Origin of the sequence: Anaerobutyricum soehngenii, assembly GCF_009697165.1 — a bacterium.
GTDB classification, from domain to species: Bacteria; Bacillota; Clostridia; order Lachnospirales; family Lachnospiraceae; genus Anaerobutyricum; species Anaerobutyricum soehngenii.
This window is the reverse complement of the sequence record NZ_VULP01000038.1, coordinates 1-14,985: the sequence shown is the minus strand read 5'-3', so window position 1 is coordinate 14,985 and position 14,985 is coordinate 1. Positions and strand designations below refer to the sequence as shown.

18 protein-coding genes are annotated in these 14,985 nt (G+C 38.2%); 17 read left to right on the top strand and 1 reads right to left on the bottom strand.

The genetic code is table 11. The features are described 5' to 3' along the window. Positions 1 to 7 precede the first annotated feature (7 nt). The 14 genes from FYJ25_RS13235 (at position 8) to FYJ25_RS13170 (ending at position 12,023) form a co-directional block, all read left to right on the top strand. A complete protein-coding gene (locus FYJ25_RS13235; protein ID WP_154581495.1) occupies positions 8 to 385 on the top strand; it encodes a LysM peptidoglycan-binding domain-containing protein in 378 nt (125 codons plus the stop codon). Between the two features lie 181 nt (positions 386 to 566). After that, positions 567 to 1,505: a magnesium transporter CorA family protein gene (locus tag FYJ25_RS13230; RefSeq protein WP_154581494.1), complete on the top strand. Its 939-nt coding sequence runs from the start codon at positions 567 to 569 to the stop codon at positions 1,503 to 1,505. A gap of 67 nt (positions 1,506 to 1,572) precedes the next feature. Then, positions 1,573 to 2,388, top strand: coding sequence for a DUF1751 domain-containing protein (locus FYJ25_RS13225; RefSeq protein ID WP_154581493.1), 816 nt, complete (start codon positions 1,573 to 1,575; stop codon positions 2,386 to 2,388). A 21-nt stretch (positions 2,389 to 2,409) separates the two neighbouring features. Further along, positions 2,410 to 2,730 carry a hypothetical protein gene (locus FYJ25_RS13220; protein WP_021907354.1) on the top strand — a complete coding sequence of 107 codons (321 nt, stop codon included), beginning with the start codon at positions 2,410 to 2,412 and terminating at the stop codon, positions 2,728 to 2,730. A 15-nt stretch (positions 2,731 to 2,745) separates the two neighbouring features. Continuing rightward, a complete protein-coding gene (locus tag FYJ25_RS13215; protein ID WP_154581492.1) occupies positions 2,746 to 3,678 on the top strand; it encodes a DUF2953 domain-containing protein in 933 nt (310 codons plus the stop codon). A 15-nt stretch (positions 3,679 to 3,693) separates the two neighbouring features. After that, positions 3,694 to 4,137: a GerW family sporulation protein gene (locus FYJ25_RS13210; protein WP_021907352.1), complete on the top strand. Its 444-nt coding sequence runs from the start codon at positions 3,694 to 3,696 to the stop codon at positions 4,135 to 4,137. A gap of 100 nt (positions 4,138 to 4,237) precedes the next feature. Beyond that, positions 4,238 to 4,423: a 50S ribosomal protein L28 gene (gene rpmB / locus FYJ25_RS13205; protein ID WP_021907351.1), complete on the top strand. Its 186-nt coding sequence runs from the start codon at positions 4,238 to 4,240 to the stop codon at positions 4,421 to 4,423. A gap of 492 nt (positions 4,424 to 4,915) precedes the next feature. Then, positions 4,916 to 5,272, top strand: a complete 357-nt coding sequence (locus tag FYJ25_RS13200) for an Asp23/Gls24 family envelope stress response protein (protein WP_021907350.1) — start codon at positions 4,916 to 4,918, stop codon at positions 5,270 to 5,272. Positions 5,273 to 5,387: 115 nt separating this feature from the next. Further along, positions 5,388 to 7,097: a DAK2 domain-containing protein gene (locus tag FYJ25_RS13195; RefSeq protein WP_330578372.1), complete on the top strand. Its 1,710-nt coding sequence runs from the start codon at positions 5,388 to 5,390 to the stop codon at positions 7,095 to 7,097. A gap of 185 nt (positions 7,098 to 7,282) precedes the next feature. Beyond that, positions 7,283 to 9,304 carry an ATP-dependent DNA helicase RecG gene (gene recG / locus FYJ25_RS13190; protein WP_154581491.1) on the top strand — a complete coding sequence of 674 codons (2,022 nt, stop codon included), beginning with the start codon at positions 7,283 to 7,285 and terminating at the stop codon, positions 9,302 to 9,304. Positions 9,305 to 9,381: 77 nt separating this feature from the next. Next, the gene (locus FYJ25_RS13185) at positions 9,382 to 10,104 is read left to right on the top strand and encodes a tyrosine-protein phosphatase (RefSeq protein ID WP_021907347.1); all 723 of its coding nucleotides are present in this window, start codon (positions 9,382 to 9,384) and stop codon (positions 10,102 to 10,104) included. Positions 10,105 to 10,220: 116 nt separating this feature from the next. Continuing rightward, positions 10,221 to 10,775, top strand: coding sequence for a 16S rRNA (guanine(966)-N(2))-methyltransferase RsmD (gene rsmD, locus FYJ25_RS13180; RefSeq protein ID WP_021907346.1), 555 nt, complete (start codon positions 10,221 to 10,223; stop codon positions 10,773 to 10,775). Positions 10,776 to 10,845: 70 nt separating this feature from the next. Then, positions 10,846 to 11,328 carry a pantetheine-phosphate adenylyltransferase gene (gene coaD, locus FYJ25_RS13175; RefSeq protein ID WP_154581490.1) on the top strand — a complete coding sequence of 161 codons (483 nt, stop codon included), beginning with the start codon at positions 10,846 to 10,848 and terminating at the stop codon, positions 11,326 to 11,328. A gap of 77 nt (positions 11,329 to 11,405) precedes the next feature. Further along, complete coding sequence (locus FYJ25_RS13170) at positions 11,406 to 12,023, top strand: hypothetical protein (RefSeq protein ID WP_096239747.1); 618 nt, start codon at positions 11,406 to 11,408, stop codon at positions 12,021 to 12,023. A 53-nt stretch (positions 12,024 to 12,076) separates the two neighbouring features. Here FYJ25_RS13170 and FYJ25_RS13165 read toward each other — a convergent pair whose 3' ends face one another. Next, positions 12,077 to 13,036, bottom strand: a complete 960-nt coding sequence (locus FYJ25_RS13165) for a hypothetical protein (RefSeq protein ID WP_154581489.1) — start codon at positions 13,034 to 13,036, stop codon at positions 12,077 to 12,079. Positions 13,037 to 13,157: 121 nt separating this feature from the next. Between FYJ25_RS13165 and FYJ25_RS13160 the strand changes: the two genes are divergently transcribed. The 3 genes from FYJ25_RS13160 to FYJ25_RS13150 all read left to right on the top strand — a co-directional run bounded on the left by FYJ25_RS13160 (position 13,158) and on the right by FYJ25_RS13150 (position 14,413). Next, positions 13,158 to 13,676 carry a YceD family protein gene (locus FYJ25_RS13160; protein ID WP_021907342.1) on the top strand — a complete coding sequence of 173 codons (519 nt, stop codon included), beginning with the start codon at positions 13,158 to 13,160 and terminating at the stop codon, positions 13,674 to 13,676. 78 nt (positions 13,677 to 13,754) lie between these two features. Then, entirely contained in the window at positions 13,755 to 13,934 is a 180-nt protein-coding gene (gene rpmF, locus FYJ25_RS13155) for a 50S ribosomal protein L32 (protein ID WP_096239753.1), read from the top strand. Positions 13,935 to 14,182: 248 nt separating this feature from the next. Continuing rightward, positions 14,183 to 14,413 carry a DUF6718 family protein gene (locus tag FYJ25_RS13150; protein ID WP_154581488.1) on the top strand — a complete coding sequence of 77 codons (231 nt, stop codon included), beginning with the start codon at positions 14,183 to 14,185 and terminating at the stop codon, positions 14,411 to 14,413. Positions 14,414 to 14,985 lie beyond the last annotated feature (572 nt).

The window sequence follows — 14,985 nt, the reverse complement described above, 5'->3', positions numbered from 1 at the left end:
AGCATTTATGAGCGAAAAAGTGTATGTAAACATATGTGACAAGAGAAAATGTCCCGGTCCGGTATATGCGGTAAAAAAAGGAGATACGCTCTATTCTATTGCACAGAAATACCATTGCCGGGTACGGACGCTGCTTGATCTGAATCCTTTTGTAGATATATATAATTTACAGCCCGGCGAAGAAATCTGCGTGCTAGATTGCAGGGGACAGGGAAAAGTAGACTTCCGGCCGTATGTAGTAAAAGAAGGAGATACATTAGGAGGTATCCTGAAAAATGTTTCGATGAGTTTTGAAGAGCTGGCAAAAGTAAACCGGATATTATATAACCTTATTGTACCAGCCGGAACGATTCTTTTGATACCAGGTAAAAAAGAGGAAAAATAACAGAAATGCGTTTGACAAAGTATTAGATATTTCTTATAATAAAATCAAACGGTTTCAGTCCTGTAAGAGTCCGCGAAACGGACTCTTTCTTTCGTTTTGATAAGGTAAAAAGTATAAGATTAAGACTAAGATAAAGAAGCACCGGCTGGAATCTTATAAACTGTTGAAAGAGGGAAGTCTCATGATAAGAATTTTTAAAACGACCGATTCAGGGATTCGCAAGGTTGCAGTGGCAGAAGAAGGATGCTGGATAGCTCTTACCAACCCTACGTCAGAAGAATTAACTACGATAGCAGACCAGTTCAACATTGATGTTGACGACTTAAAAAGCCCCTTGGATGAAGAGGAACGTTCCCGTATACAGGTGGAGGAGAATTATACATTAATTATCTTGGATATTCCGACGATAGAAGAGCGTAAAGGCAAGGAATATTTTTATACGATACCATTTGGAATTATCTTTACCGATAAGTATATATTCACCGTCTGTCTGGTAGATTCACCGGTATTGACCGTATTTATGGATGGAAGAGTGAAGGATTTTTATACGTTTAAAAGAACTCGTTTTATTTATCAGATGCTTTATCGTAATGCAACGATGTTTCTGCAGTATCTGAAGATTATTGATAAGAAAAGCGACGAAGTAGAGAAGAAGCTTCATATTTCTCAGAGAAATCAGGAATTGATAGAGATGCTTGATCTTGAAAAGAGCCTTGTGTATTTTACAACATCTTTACGAGGTAATGAAGTTGTTCTTGAGAAGCTGATGCGTAACACATCGATTCCACGCTATGAAGATGACGAAGAATTGTTGGAAGATGTTATCATTGAAAATAAACAGGCAATAGAGATGGCAAAAATTTACAGTGATATTTTAAGTGGAACAATGGATGCCTTCGCTTCTGTTATATCTAATAACTTAAATATTGCGATGAAGTTTTTATCTGTTATCACGATCGTACTTACAGTGCCGACAATCGTTACAAGTGCGCTTGGCATGAACGTCAGCGGAATTCCTTTTGCAAACAACCCATATGGTTTCTGGATTGTTGTGGGAATCTCTTTATTGATGACTTTAGCTGCCGGGGCGATCATTGCAAAAAACAAACATTTTAAATAAACAGGATGCAGCCGGAATTTCCGGCTGCTGATGTTTATATCATAAAAAATATTAAAGGAGGCGTGCTATGAACTGGCTAGACAAGCTGGAACGTAAATTTGGAAGATATGCGATACGTAATCTGCCGCTGTATATTGTGATGCTTTATGCGATAGGAGCGGTGCTTAATATTATGACAAAGGGTTCTTATTACTATTATGTTGCATTGAACCCGTATATGATACTTCATGGACAGGTTTGGAGACTGCTTGGTTTCCTCATTGTACCACCGAATGCCAACATTATTTTTATTATATTTGTATTAATGTTTTATTACTCCATAGGGGAATCGCTGGTGCAGGTGTGGGGAGCATTCCGTTTTAATATGTATATTTTCCTCGGAGTGATCGCAACAATTGCAGCATCCTTTGTTGTATACTTTATTTATCCGTCTACGATGATCTTTATGGATACATTCTATTTGAATCTGTCGATGTTTTTAGCATATGCAACGATTTTTCCGGAGATGCGGGTATACCTTTATGGAATCGTGCCGGTTAAAGTAAAGTGGCTGGCATGGGTGGATGTTGCACTCCTAGCATATAATTTTATGACTGGCAATATAGGATCTAAAGTTGCGATCGTAGTCAGTTTGCTAAACTTTCTTTTGTTCTACATTTCTTCAAGGAATTATAAAAGAGTTTCGCCAAAAGAGATTCAAAGAAAGCGGGCATATCGCAAAGCATCTTCCGCGATATCAAATAAGCCATATCGTCATAAATGTGCTGTATGCGGGAAGACAGAACTTGATGACCCTAATTTAGAATTTCGTTATTGTTCAAAGTGTAACGGGAATTATGAGTATTGTAATGAGCATTTATTTACACATACTCATGTAAAATAAAAAGTGACAGGAGGCGGTCTTATGGTGACTATATCGGAAAACATCATAATCGGTGAGACGATTTCCCATGATGCGAAAAGTATCTTGCGGGGAGTCCGCCATCCTTTTATATGGAAGAAAGGACTCTGGTATGGAATCACTACTTCCTGTAGTGGAGATACGATCATGTATGTGCTTTCGTCAAGAGAGATGCGGCAGAAGTTTTATCAAAATAACAATCTACGATTACTGGGAATAGCAGGTTCTATAAAAGAAGCGTACGAGATTGTGTTAAAACTTGTGCAGACAGGGTATAATAATGATTGTATCTACGAGATGAAGGAATATCTGGAGAAGTTTTAAAACAGGAGGGAAAATGTGCTGCATGTATTATTTATATTATTGAAAATACTTGGGATACTGCTCCTGTTGCTTGTCGGAGTTTTACTGCTCGTGTTGCTGGCACCTCTTCGGTATTCTTTTAAGTTAGAAAAAGAAGAGCAGGTTTCGCCTGAGTTTTCGGTAAGGGTTACCTGGCTGTGCTGGCTTTTTTATTTTAAGGCCAGCTACATAGAGAAGGTATTTGATTATCGAATAAGAATACTGGGGCATCAGATTGCCGGAAATCAAAAGGAATTTCTTGAAAGGCAAAAGAAAAAGGCAGAAAAAGCGCAGGAAAAACGTAGAAAAGAAAAAGAGAACAGGAAGAAGGAATCACAGAAAAAAGAAAAAGAACTACCTGTTACAATATCAGAAAAGAAAGTCTCTGCAACAGAAAAACCGGAAGAAGATCTCCTGAAAGAAAAAGAGTCAGAAGGAAGTTACAGTGGGGAGAGCGTAAAGGATGCGGCTTCCCATAAGGAATTATCAACAGAAAAACAGGTAAAAGAAAAAACAGACAACTCATCAAAAAGAAAGGATTCCTTTTTTAAAAAAGGGAAAGCGAGAATAAAAAGTTTAAAAGATGCAAAGTCTAATTTAGATCAATTTCCATGGAGAGAGTGGCTGGAGCTTGGAAAGGATATTGTGATTTGTTTCTTTAAGCATGTTCTTCCACAGAAACTCCGGGGAACGATTACTTTTGGATGTTCTGATCCGGCATATACAGGATATGTGACCGGAATAGCTGCTGTGTTTTATCCGAAATATGGAGAGAGTTTTTCTTTATATCCGGATTTTGAACGCAAGGTGTTTGCGGCGCAGTGTGAAGGAAAGGGAAGAATCCGACTGGGATATATACTTGTTCTGGTTGTTTCTATATTAAGAGAAAAAAGTGTGAGAATAATGATTAAACGTATGATTTTAGATTAAACAGGAGGGTATACTATGGATAAGCAGAATTTTGATACAACAGTGAATTCTTTATTTGGTGGAATGGATCATGTATTATCATCAAAGACCGTTGTAGGAGAACCACAGGTGATTGGAGATACCATTATCCTTCCACTTGTAGACATTTCCTTTGGAATGGGCGCAGGAGCTTTTAATAAAGAAAAAGGAAACAGCGCAGGCGGAGGAATTGGTGGTAAGATGTCCCCTAGTGCTATTTTAGTTATCCATAACGGACAGACAAAGCTTGTGAATATCCGAGACCAGGATGCGATAACAAAGGTGCTTGATATGGTGCCGGATGCTGTGAATAAAGTGGTTTCCATTATTAAAGGCGATACGGCGGAGAATAAAGTAGATCCGGAAGTGGAAGCGGCTGTCAATAAGGCAGCACAGGCGGAGAGTTCCGTAGTAGATGTTATTGATTCCGAAAAAAAGTAAAGATTTTTAAAAGTTTTCCTTGCAATTTGTTTTGATTTCTGATAGTATAGACTCGTTGTAAGTCTGTCAGACTTAAGTATATTCGCGAGGAGGTGCTATCATGGCAAGATGCGCTATTTGTGACAAAGGTGCTCATTTCGGTATCAAAGTGAGTCATTCACATAGAAGATCAAACAAAATGTGGAAATCCAACATTAAGTCTGTAAGAGTGAAAGTGAACGGAGCTTCTAAGAAAATGTATGTTTGTACTTCTTGTTTAAGATCAGGTAAAGTAGAACGTGCGTAGTTTTACTGTCACTGAGGATGAAAGAAGACTCTAATCTTTGTCCTTACAGGAATGTATGCAGATATGAGTTAAGGGGGAATCAGTGATTCCCTCTTTTTTCTTTATATGTACTCTCGGAATCTTCTCATAAAAGCAAGAGCAGTGAAGGCTTCGAGAGTACATTTGTCAGACATGCTCACAGAACAGCAGATATCCTAACAGGGTACTGATAACCAGAAGAATAAATTTTACTGCGAAACCGGTGAGAAAGCAGCTTAGGAACAGACCGAAGGAAAAACAAAAAAGAGCGAACCCGCATAATTTTTTCATAAAACTCCCCCTTATGTTCCTTATAATACTATATGAGTATGCAGCAGTTTTGTTTCATCTTATATAATACAAAGTTAAGATGCAAAATTAAGATACGGAATGGGAGATTTTTATATTTGTGGTTCCAATTTCACCGAAAAGAGGTTATACTATATAAAACGATAATAAACGGAGGGATAGTATATGAAAGGACAAATGCACACCGATTTAGGTCAGGTTATTATAGATGAAGAGGTTATTGCAACTTACGCCGGAATTAATGCATTAGAATGTTTTGGTATTGTTGGAATGGCATCCGTTAATGTAAAGGATGGTTTTGCCCAGCTCTTAAAGAGAGATAATGTAAGCAAAGGTGTTCATATTAAGGTGAACGATAATAAGATTTATATAGATTTTCATATTATTGTAGTATACGGTGTCTCTATTGCTACAGTTACAGAGAATTTAATCCAGAATGTAAAGTATCGTGTTGAGAAGTTTACCGGTATGAGTGTAGAGAAGATCAATATTTATGTAGAGGGAGTTCGTATTGTAGATTAAGTAGGAATCTGCGTTGAATTTTCTTTTCGTAAAATTTTGTAAAAGAATAAATACTAAGAATAAAAGAATTAATATAAGAATAATAGATAAAACAGGTAAATAAGGAGGAAATGTTGTGAACAGTCACACCATAGACGCAAAGTCTTTTCAGAAGTTGTTTTTAGCTGGTGCAAACCGCATCAATTCACGAAAAGATTATATTAATGAACTGAATGTATTTCCGGTTCCGGATGGAGATACCGGAACGAATATGTCACTGACAATTTTAGCGGCTGCCAAAGAAGTTGGAGCAGTTGAAGAACCGACAATGGCTACAATCTGTAAAGCAATCAGTAATGGTTCTCTTCGTGGGGCACGTGGTAACTCTGGTGTAATTCTTTCCCAGCTGTTTCGTGGCTTTACCAAGGCAGTTTCCAAGGCGGATTCTCTTGGGAAAGATGAGATTACAGCAGGATTTACAAGAGCGGTAGAGACAGCGTACAAGGCAGTTATGAAGCCAAAAGAAGGAACGATTCTTACTGTTGCAAAAGGAATGGCAGATAAGGCAGAAGAATTAGTGGATGAAGATATGGATGTGATCGAATTCTGCGAGGCAATCGTAGCATACGGTTACGAAGTTCTTTCAAAAACGCCGGATATGCTTCCTGTATTAAAAGAAGCGGGCGTAGTAGACTCCGGTGGACAGGGCCTTATGGAAGTGTTACAGGGAATTGTAGATGCACTTACCGGTAAGGTGACAGAGATTGAAGTTCCGGTAGAAGCAGCGTCTATGTCCTCTGCAGTTATTAGCGCACCAAAGGCAGATATTTCCACAGCAGATATCAAGTTTGGTTACTGTACAGAATTTATCATTTTATTAGATAAGCCACTTACAAAGGAAGACGAGAAGGGACTGAAGAAGTTTTTCCTTTCTATCGGTGATTCTTTAGTATTAGTTGCAGATGAAGAGATCTGTAAAGTGCATGTACACACAAATCATCCGGGTCAGGCATTTGAAAAGGCATTAACATTTGGTGCTCTTTCTAATATGAAGATTGATAATATGCGTCTGGAACATCAGGAGAAGCTGATTAAAGATGCTGAGAATGAGGCGGCCCGCCAGAGACAGCAGGAAGCGGAAGAAGAAAAGCTTACCGCACAGGAAGCTGCAAAGGCACAGCCTGCAAAAGAAGTAGGATTTATCGCAGTTTCTGCTGGGGAAGGCCTTACAGATATCTTCAAAGGTCTTGGTGTGGATTACCTTATTGAAGGTGGACAGACTATGAACCCTAGTACAGAAGATATGCTGAATGCAATCGATCAGGTGAATGCAAAGAATATTTTTATTCTTCCAAATAATAAGAATATTATCCTTGCAGCAGAGCAGGCAAGAGATTTAACAGAAGATAAGAAGATTGTTGTTCTTCCTACAAAGACCATTCCTCAGGGAATTTCAGCGATGATCGGATATATGCCGGAGGCATCTGTTGATGAGAATGCAGAGAACATGAAAGATGCTTACCAGGATATAGCAAGCGGTCAGGTTACTTATGCTGTAAGAGACACATCAATTGATGGAAAAGAGATTCATAATGGCGACATCATGGGAATTAATGATGGCGGAATCGCAGCCGTAGGAAAGGATCTGATGGAAACAACGATTGACTTACTTTCCACTATGGTGGATGAAGATTCAGAGCTGATCTGTCTTTATTATGGAGCAGATGTATCTAAGCAGGATGCAGACGCACTTTCTGATGAAATCGAAGAAAAGTTCCCGGAATGTGAAGTAGAAGTAAACTTTGGCGGTCAGCCGATTTATTATTATATGATTTCTGTAGAATAAGCATAGCATTACAACAGCGATTTCGTGAATAAGACATGGAATCGCTGTTGTTTTTGAATAAGTAAGAAAGCAGGAAGGTTACAAATGCAGATGGATGAATTTTGCTATTTGACTTTCCTGCTTTTTCATTAAAAAAAGAAATTCTTGAATCCGAGAGTACATGAATCTGATAAGGAGGAGCCGGGATGGGAATACCCGTAAGAGAAATAAAAGGGATTGGAGAAAAGACAGAAAAACTGCTTGCAAGACTTGAGATTGAGACAGTGGATCAGTTAGTGCATCATTATCCGCGCTGTTATACAACGTATCCTGAGCCGATCGCGATATCTGATATAAAGACAGGACAAAGATGTTCTGTTGAGGCGGAAATCTCTTCCCCGATTCATTTGAAAACAGTGCGTAAATTAAAACTTTGTACAGGGCTTATTGCCGATGTCAGCGGACAGCTTTTTGTACGATGGTTTAATATGCCCTATCTGCGAAATACATTAAAGCAGGGAGAACGGTGGATTTTTACAGGGACTCCAATCTACAAGGACGGTCGCCTTATGTTTGAGCAGCCGGAATATTGTAAAAAAGAAAAATATATACAGCTAATGGAAACATTTCAACCGATATATCCGCTTACAACTGGGCTTTCCAATAAGACAGTGCAAAAAGCACAAGCAGCAGCATTTGAAATGTACAGAGAGGAAGAATATCTTCCAGAGTCTGTTCGGAAGTATTATGATCTTGAACCGGTAGATAAGGCGCTGAAAGAAGTCCATTTTCCTACAGGAACAGAACATCTGATGGAAGCGAAGAAAAGAATTATTTTTGATGAATTCTTTCGCTTTTTCAGTGCGTTAGAACTTGTAAAAGACAGGGAAGAGCAAGCACTCAATCATTATATTATCCCTATGGAAGAACCGGTGAAAAGATTTATAGAAAGCCTGCCATATCCGCTCACCGGAGCACAGAAAAAAGTATTGAGTGAAATACGTCAGGATTTTTCCGGAACGATGGCAATGAACCGTCTTTTACAGGGAGATGTTGGTTCTGGAAAGACAATCGTGGCTATGACGGCAATGTATGCAGCAGTACTTTCCGGTTATCAGGCGGCGCTGATGGCTCCGACAGAAGTACTGGCACAGCAGCATTATCAGAACTTTAGGAATCTTTTGTCACCGCTTGGGATTTCTATTGCGCTGCTTACTGGTTCTACAAAAGGCAGAGAAAAAAGAGAAATAAAAGAAAAATGTGCTTCCGGTGAGATTCAGATTTTAATTGGAACACACGCAGTGATTCAGGACGATGTACTATTTGATAATCTTGCATTCATTGTCACAGATGAACAGCACCGTTTTGGTGTCAAGCAAAGAGATGCATTTATGAAAAAGGGAAGAGATCCGCATGTTCTTGTCATGAGCGCAACGCCGATCCCGCGTACTTTGGGAATTATTCTATATCGGGATTTAGATGTTAGTATTATGAACGAAATGCCGGCATCAAGGCTGCCAATTAAAAATTCTGTCGTGGGAACATCCTATCGACCGGCGGCATGGGAATTTATCAGAAAACAAGTGGCACTTGGGCATCAGGCCTATGTCATTTGTCCTATGATTGAAGAAAGTGAAAAAATGGACCTTGAAAATGTGGAAGAGTATGCACGTATGCTTTCGCAGGCACTACCTCCTTCCATTACGGTTGCCGCTCTAAACGGTCATATGCGATCAGCGGAAAAGAATGAGATTATGGAACGTTTCTCGAAAAATGAAATTCAGGTATTGGTTTCAACTACCGTAGTAGAGGTAGGGGTTGACGTTCCGAATGCAACGGTGATGGTGATCGAGAATGCAGAGCGCTTTGGCCTTGCACAGCTCCATCAGCTTCGTGGGCGGGTAGGAAGAGGAAAAGCACAGTCATACTGCGTATTTATTTCTGGTTCAGAAAAAGAAGAGGCAATGGAAAGACTTTCGATTATCGGCCATTCAAATGATGGGTTTGAAATTGCTAACGAGGATTTAAAACTTCGTGGTCCCGGAGAATTTTTTGGTGTCAAGCAAAGCGGAACGATGAACTTTGCTCTAGGAGACATTTATTCCAATGCAGATATTTTAAAAATGGCATCGGAAGCGGTAGATTATCTGAAAAAAGAAGGCTATAATTTTCAGAAAATACACCAATACTCGCTGGAGAAAAATTTGAATTTTGCAAAGAATATTTAAACTTGAAAATCAGCCACAAAAGCAAGGGCGGGAAAGACTCCTAGAGTACATGAAAGAATGGGAGAGGAATTATACTTATGAAAAGAAATCCAAATTTAAATTATGCCTGTCTTCCAATGGAAAATGCATATAATGTAAGGGAGCTGGGAGGCTATGCGACAAAAAAAGGATCGGTTACAAACCACCATCAATTTCTTCGCAGTGAGAATCTTACAGATATTACGGAAGAAGATAAAACATTTCTGATAGAATATGGCCTGTCAGCGATTATTGACTTACGAAGCAGAGAAGAAGCACTTATTTACCCAAATCCATTTCGGGGGAATGCGGCAGTAAACTATATGAATTGCCCATTGATCACAGAGGATGTACTGGATTTAAGGGCAGTAAAGGAAAAAGGATTCGACCCCGGAGCTTTTTATATAAAGCTGGTAGAATATAAAGAGATGATCTGCAGGATTTTTCATTTTATTTTAGATAACCTGGACGGATGTATTTTATTTCATTGTCAGGCGGGAAAAGACAGAACCGGAGTACTTGCAATGATTCTTATGGGACTTGCTGGAGTATCAAAAGAAGATATTATTGCAAATTATGAAGTGACACATACTTATCTGAAAGAAAATGTAAAGCTTCGTCTTGATGATGGACTTGAAGAACTTGAGTTTTCCAGACCGGAGTGGATTGAAAATGCATATGATCACATTCTAGAACATTATGGTTCTTTTAAAGTTTATCTTATGGCAGCGGGACTTACGAAAAAGGAAATCAAGAAAGTCCGGAAAAAATTAGGCAATTAAGCATAACATACCCATCGCTTGGTATGAGTGAAAAGGTTTACTGCTCTTGAAAAAGGACAGAAGATATTATACAATAAATACAATTATAACAAGAAAAAGGATGGACAGAAGATATTATGAGAGTTATCGCAGGTTCAGCACGCCATTTAAAGTTAAAGACGATTGAAGGAATGGGCACTCGGCCGACAACAGATCGAATCAAAGAAACTTTATTTAATATGCTGTCTTTTTATGTGGAAGACAGTCGGTTTCTTGACTTATTTAGCGGAAGTGGCGGGATTGGAATAGAAGCGTTGAGCAGAGGAGCTAAGCAGGCGGTTTTTGTGGAACAGAACAAAAAAGCTGTAGCTTGTATTAAAGAGAATCTTACGCATACACATCTTAGCGATAAGGCGGTTGTGATGTCTAAAGATGTTATGACAGCACTGCGCTTATTAGATGATGAAAAGCAGACATTTGACTATATATTTATGGACCCTCCCTATGGGAAGCTTTTAGAAAAAGAAGCAGTACTTTACCTTGATGATTCTTCACTTTGTGATGAAGATACCACCATTATTATTGAGTCAGATCTGGATACAGATTTTTCATGGGTAATGGATACCGGTTTTCAGATTACGAGAGAAAAGATTTATAAGACGAATAAACATATTTTTCTTCAGAAAAAATAAGAAAGAGAATCGAAGGAAACACGAAAAGAAATAATAAAAGAAAGAATAAAAGAAGAGGACAGATAAAGTTATGGCAACAGCAGTTTACCCAGGAAGTTTTGATCCGATCACCCTGGGACATTTAGACATTATAAAGCGTACAGCAGCAGTTTTTGATAAAGTAATTATCGGAGTGTTAATTAATAAGTCAAAGCAGCCTTTATTTTCTATAGAAGAGAGGGTTGATCTGATAAAAGAAGTAACAAAAGATATTCCGAATGTGAAGATCTTATCTTTTAATGGACTTCTGATAGATTTTAGTGATAGAATGAAAGCAGATGTTATTGTCAGAGGAATCCGGGCAGTATCAGACTTTGAGTATGAACTAATGATGGCACAGACGAACAAGCAGTTAAAAGCAAATATAGAAACCATGTTTTTTGCTACCAGTGCAGAATATTCTTTTGTCAGTTCGAGTATGATAAGAGAACTGGCAGCTTTCGGTGGTGATATTACACAGTTTGTTCCGGAAGAGGTCAGCAAGAGAGTGTATGAGAAGTTTAAACAGGTTTAATGTATTGGTATTTTGATATTAAGGTGGACCTATCGTGATATCAGGTGCATAAAGCATAGTTATGGGAGGATATTAGAATGGCGGATATGGATAGCGCAAAGTTACTTGAAGAAATTGAAATATACATAGATAATTGTAAAACAGCAGGTGTGTTAAGTAGCGGAAATATGATCAAGGTGAATCGTGAAGAGCTGATCGCAATGCTTGAAGAAGTGAGAATGCGTCTGCCAAAGGAAATCGCAGAGAGTAAGCGCATCGTTAAGACAAAGGACAGCATTATTGCAGATGCAAGAGCAAAAGCACAGCGAATCATGCAGGATGCGGCAAAAGAAGCCGGTGTGATGATTGATGATCAGGAAATCGTTTCCATGGCAAATATGCGGGCGGACTCCATCGTATCAGAAGCACAGAAAGAAGCCGATGAATTAAACGGCAGAGCAAGAGAGGCAGCAAGAGAAGTGCAGACAGGAGCCTTAAAGTATACACAGAATATGTTAGAAGGTCTGGAGTATATGTACAGTACGATCATTAAAGAGGAAAAAGAGTACTTTAATTCTGTACTTGAAAAGTTAAAAGAAGGACATAAGCAGATCGTTGCCGATAAACAGGAAATCGATATGCAGTTAAATGCCGGTATACGTACAGGAAGACGAAAAGAAGACTTTGAAAAGAAAGAAGAACCGGCAGAAGAATAAGATCACAAGCAGGTTATCCTGTGTGGTTTAGCGGAATCTGTAATAAAATAGTATCAGATCAGAATAGAACATAGCAGGCCGGAAGAAAGAGCAGTTACTATTTTTATTGCTACATATTTTTTCAAAGACAGATCGGTATCTGCGATCACTGTCTGTACCTGCGCCATAGTACATAGCCCTCCAAAAGAGGCGGCCATTGCACTGAGGACATACATTGCTTTTAAAGAATATATGTCACTTACAGCTAAAAGGTGGATTCCTGTCGTGATTTCAAGATTAGCTAAAAGAAAAGTACAGATAGGCGTACGAAACAGAGAAAGACTCATAAGCATTCCAGAAAGAATCGAAAAGATCATTATGTAAATACCGATAATGCTGATAATTTCTATCGAAGGAAGCCAGACATCATCAGACAAAGAAGCTTTTTTAGAGCCAAAACACTTCCTTGGTGAGAGGCTGTTTTTTGCTAAGGTTTGAATCGTTTGTTTTTTTCTGTGATTATTTTGATACCTGTCAAAACACTGCATCCCCACATAACATAGAAAAACAGGAAGATAGAGTGACAAAAAGTAACAAAGCCATGCCCGCCCCTGCAGGTTGATCTGTGAGCGGAGATACCCCATTATAAACATAGGGTTTAGAAAAGAAGCAAGCGGGAGCAGACATTCCGCTTGCTTTTTGCTTAAAGTTTTATTCTGGTAGTAATAAGAGATAAAGATTGCCCCAATTGGGAATCCGGAACATAAACCAAGCAGGAAAACAGGCAGGGATATGGCAATGCCGGTACTGTCAGAAAAGATTTTTTGTGCCTGGCGGAAAAATAATTCTGGTATTCTGTATCGAATCCAGAATTTTGATAAGATAATAAAAGGCAGAAGCAGAGGAAGCACATTAGAAGCCCAGACAGAAATCCCGTCTTTTGCATAACTTGATACAAGAGAATATTGTGCCAGCATCGCTATAAAGAAGAGGAAACAGAGCATTTGAACAAAGCGAAAGCAGAGTTTTTTCAACGCATTTCTCCGAAATGTTGTTATGCTAAAATATATGCGGAATATGTGAAAATATTTCTTGACAAAGAAAAAGTAAATGTGTATAATACCAAGAGTATGAGAAAAGAGAGGTTGCGATATTATGAAGATAAATATATCGGAAATCTTATCTAATCCATCTGTTATCAAGAATTTTAAAGTTGAACCTGATTTTGAGAAGCTTAAGCTTCGCAGAAGCAGTTATCGGGTATCCTATAAGGAGCCTTTTCTTTTGACTGTCTCCAAGGTCGAGGATAAACTTCATGTTACAGGTGAGACGACGATTCGATTGATAATACCATGTGATCGATGTTTGGAGGATGTGGAGAATACATTCCATATCACGATTGATCGCAGTGTTAATCCCAATACAGAGTCAGATGGCATTGAAGACGTGGATGAACTTAGTTTCATAGACGGATATATGTTGGATGTAGACAAGCTCATTATAGATGAGATTGTGGTTGCACTCCCTACCAAAGTTCTTTGTAAGGAAGATTGTAAAGGATTGTGCAGCGTCTGCGGTACCAACTTAAACTATCACAGTTGTGATTGTCATAAGGAGAGTCTGGACCCGCGGATGGCGGCTATTCAGGATATCTTCCGCGACTTTAATCGTTAGATATTAAAGTATTGAATACTGCATAAGAAATATATCCGAACGTCACAAAAAGAAGTAATTACAAGAGGAGGTGTGACCATGTCAATTTGTCCAAAGAATAAATCTTCTAAAGGAAGAAGAGACCGCCGTAGAGCAAACTGGAAGATGACTGCTCCTACATTAGTAAAATGTAGCAAGTGTGGTGCGTTAACTATGCCACATAGAGTATGCAAAGCATGCGGATCTTACAATAAAAAAGAAATCGTTTCTGTTGACTAATTGTTGACGAACAATAAGCTGTGAAGCGGTTTTAAAAAGGCAATATTGCATGATAGATAGGGATATTAAGTTATCCCTATTTTTTTGTTTAAAAAAACAAAAAGGTTCTTGCGAAAACTTCAGAGAAGATTCTAAAGGTTTAATTTTGTATAAGAAAGAATATCCAATTGAAATAGGTAAGATTACGTGAGACAAGTATGAAAAAGGATTCATACGTTCAAAAAATGATTTTGAGGAGACATTAAAAAATGTGTTATCTGATTGCGAAAGATGGGGAATCTCATGGTTGTCTTGCTTTTAAGATAACACATGGTAAGCATCTTGTAGAACTAAAACGAAAATTGAATAGAGCGGTAGGTTATAAAGGAGTACAACTTGTTACGATTAGCAGGCCAACAGCTTATGGAGAATACGCTCCATATCAATTTGTTGATACAGAACAGGAATTTGAAAAAAGCGTTAAAGCGTTGCGCCCATAGAATTCTTTTAGTAAATTGCAAAAAAGCTATCCACCTTGTCACAATATTTAAAATTCAATCCCGGCGGGCATTACAGCCTGCTGGGATTTTTGCTTTGTAACGATAGAAGAGCTGAGGTATCAATTTTGAAAAACAAAACCATCATGATAAAAAAATAACAATACATCAAAAAGAAAGAGCGCATCAGGAAAGAAAGATACAAAAAAAGTACAGTATACAACGCTTTTTAAGAAAAATAAAATTTATTCAAAAAAAGCTTGACTCACATATACTGTTGTGATATTATAGTATCCGTTGCACACGAGAAACCCATTTTTCTTGGAAAAATGAAAAGAATCTTAAAAGAAAGTCAAAAAACTTCTTGACAGATTAAAGGTTGTGTGATAGCATATAAAAGTTCACATTTGATAGAGAGAACAGACTTCTTAAAAAGAAGAAAAAGTTCTTGAAAAAAGTTCTTGACAAGAACTTGAAGATGTGATAATATAATTAAGCGTTTTCGAAAGAAAACACAAAACCTTGATAACTGAATAACAAAACAACCTTGAACGTTAATTCAAATTTCATTCGGG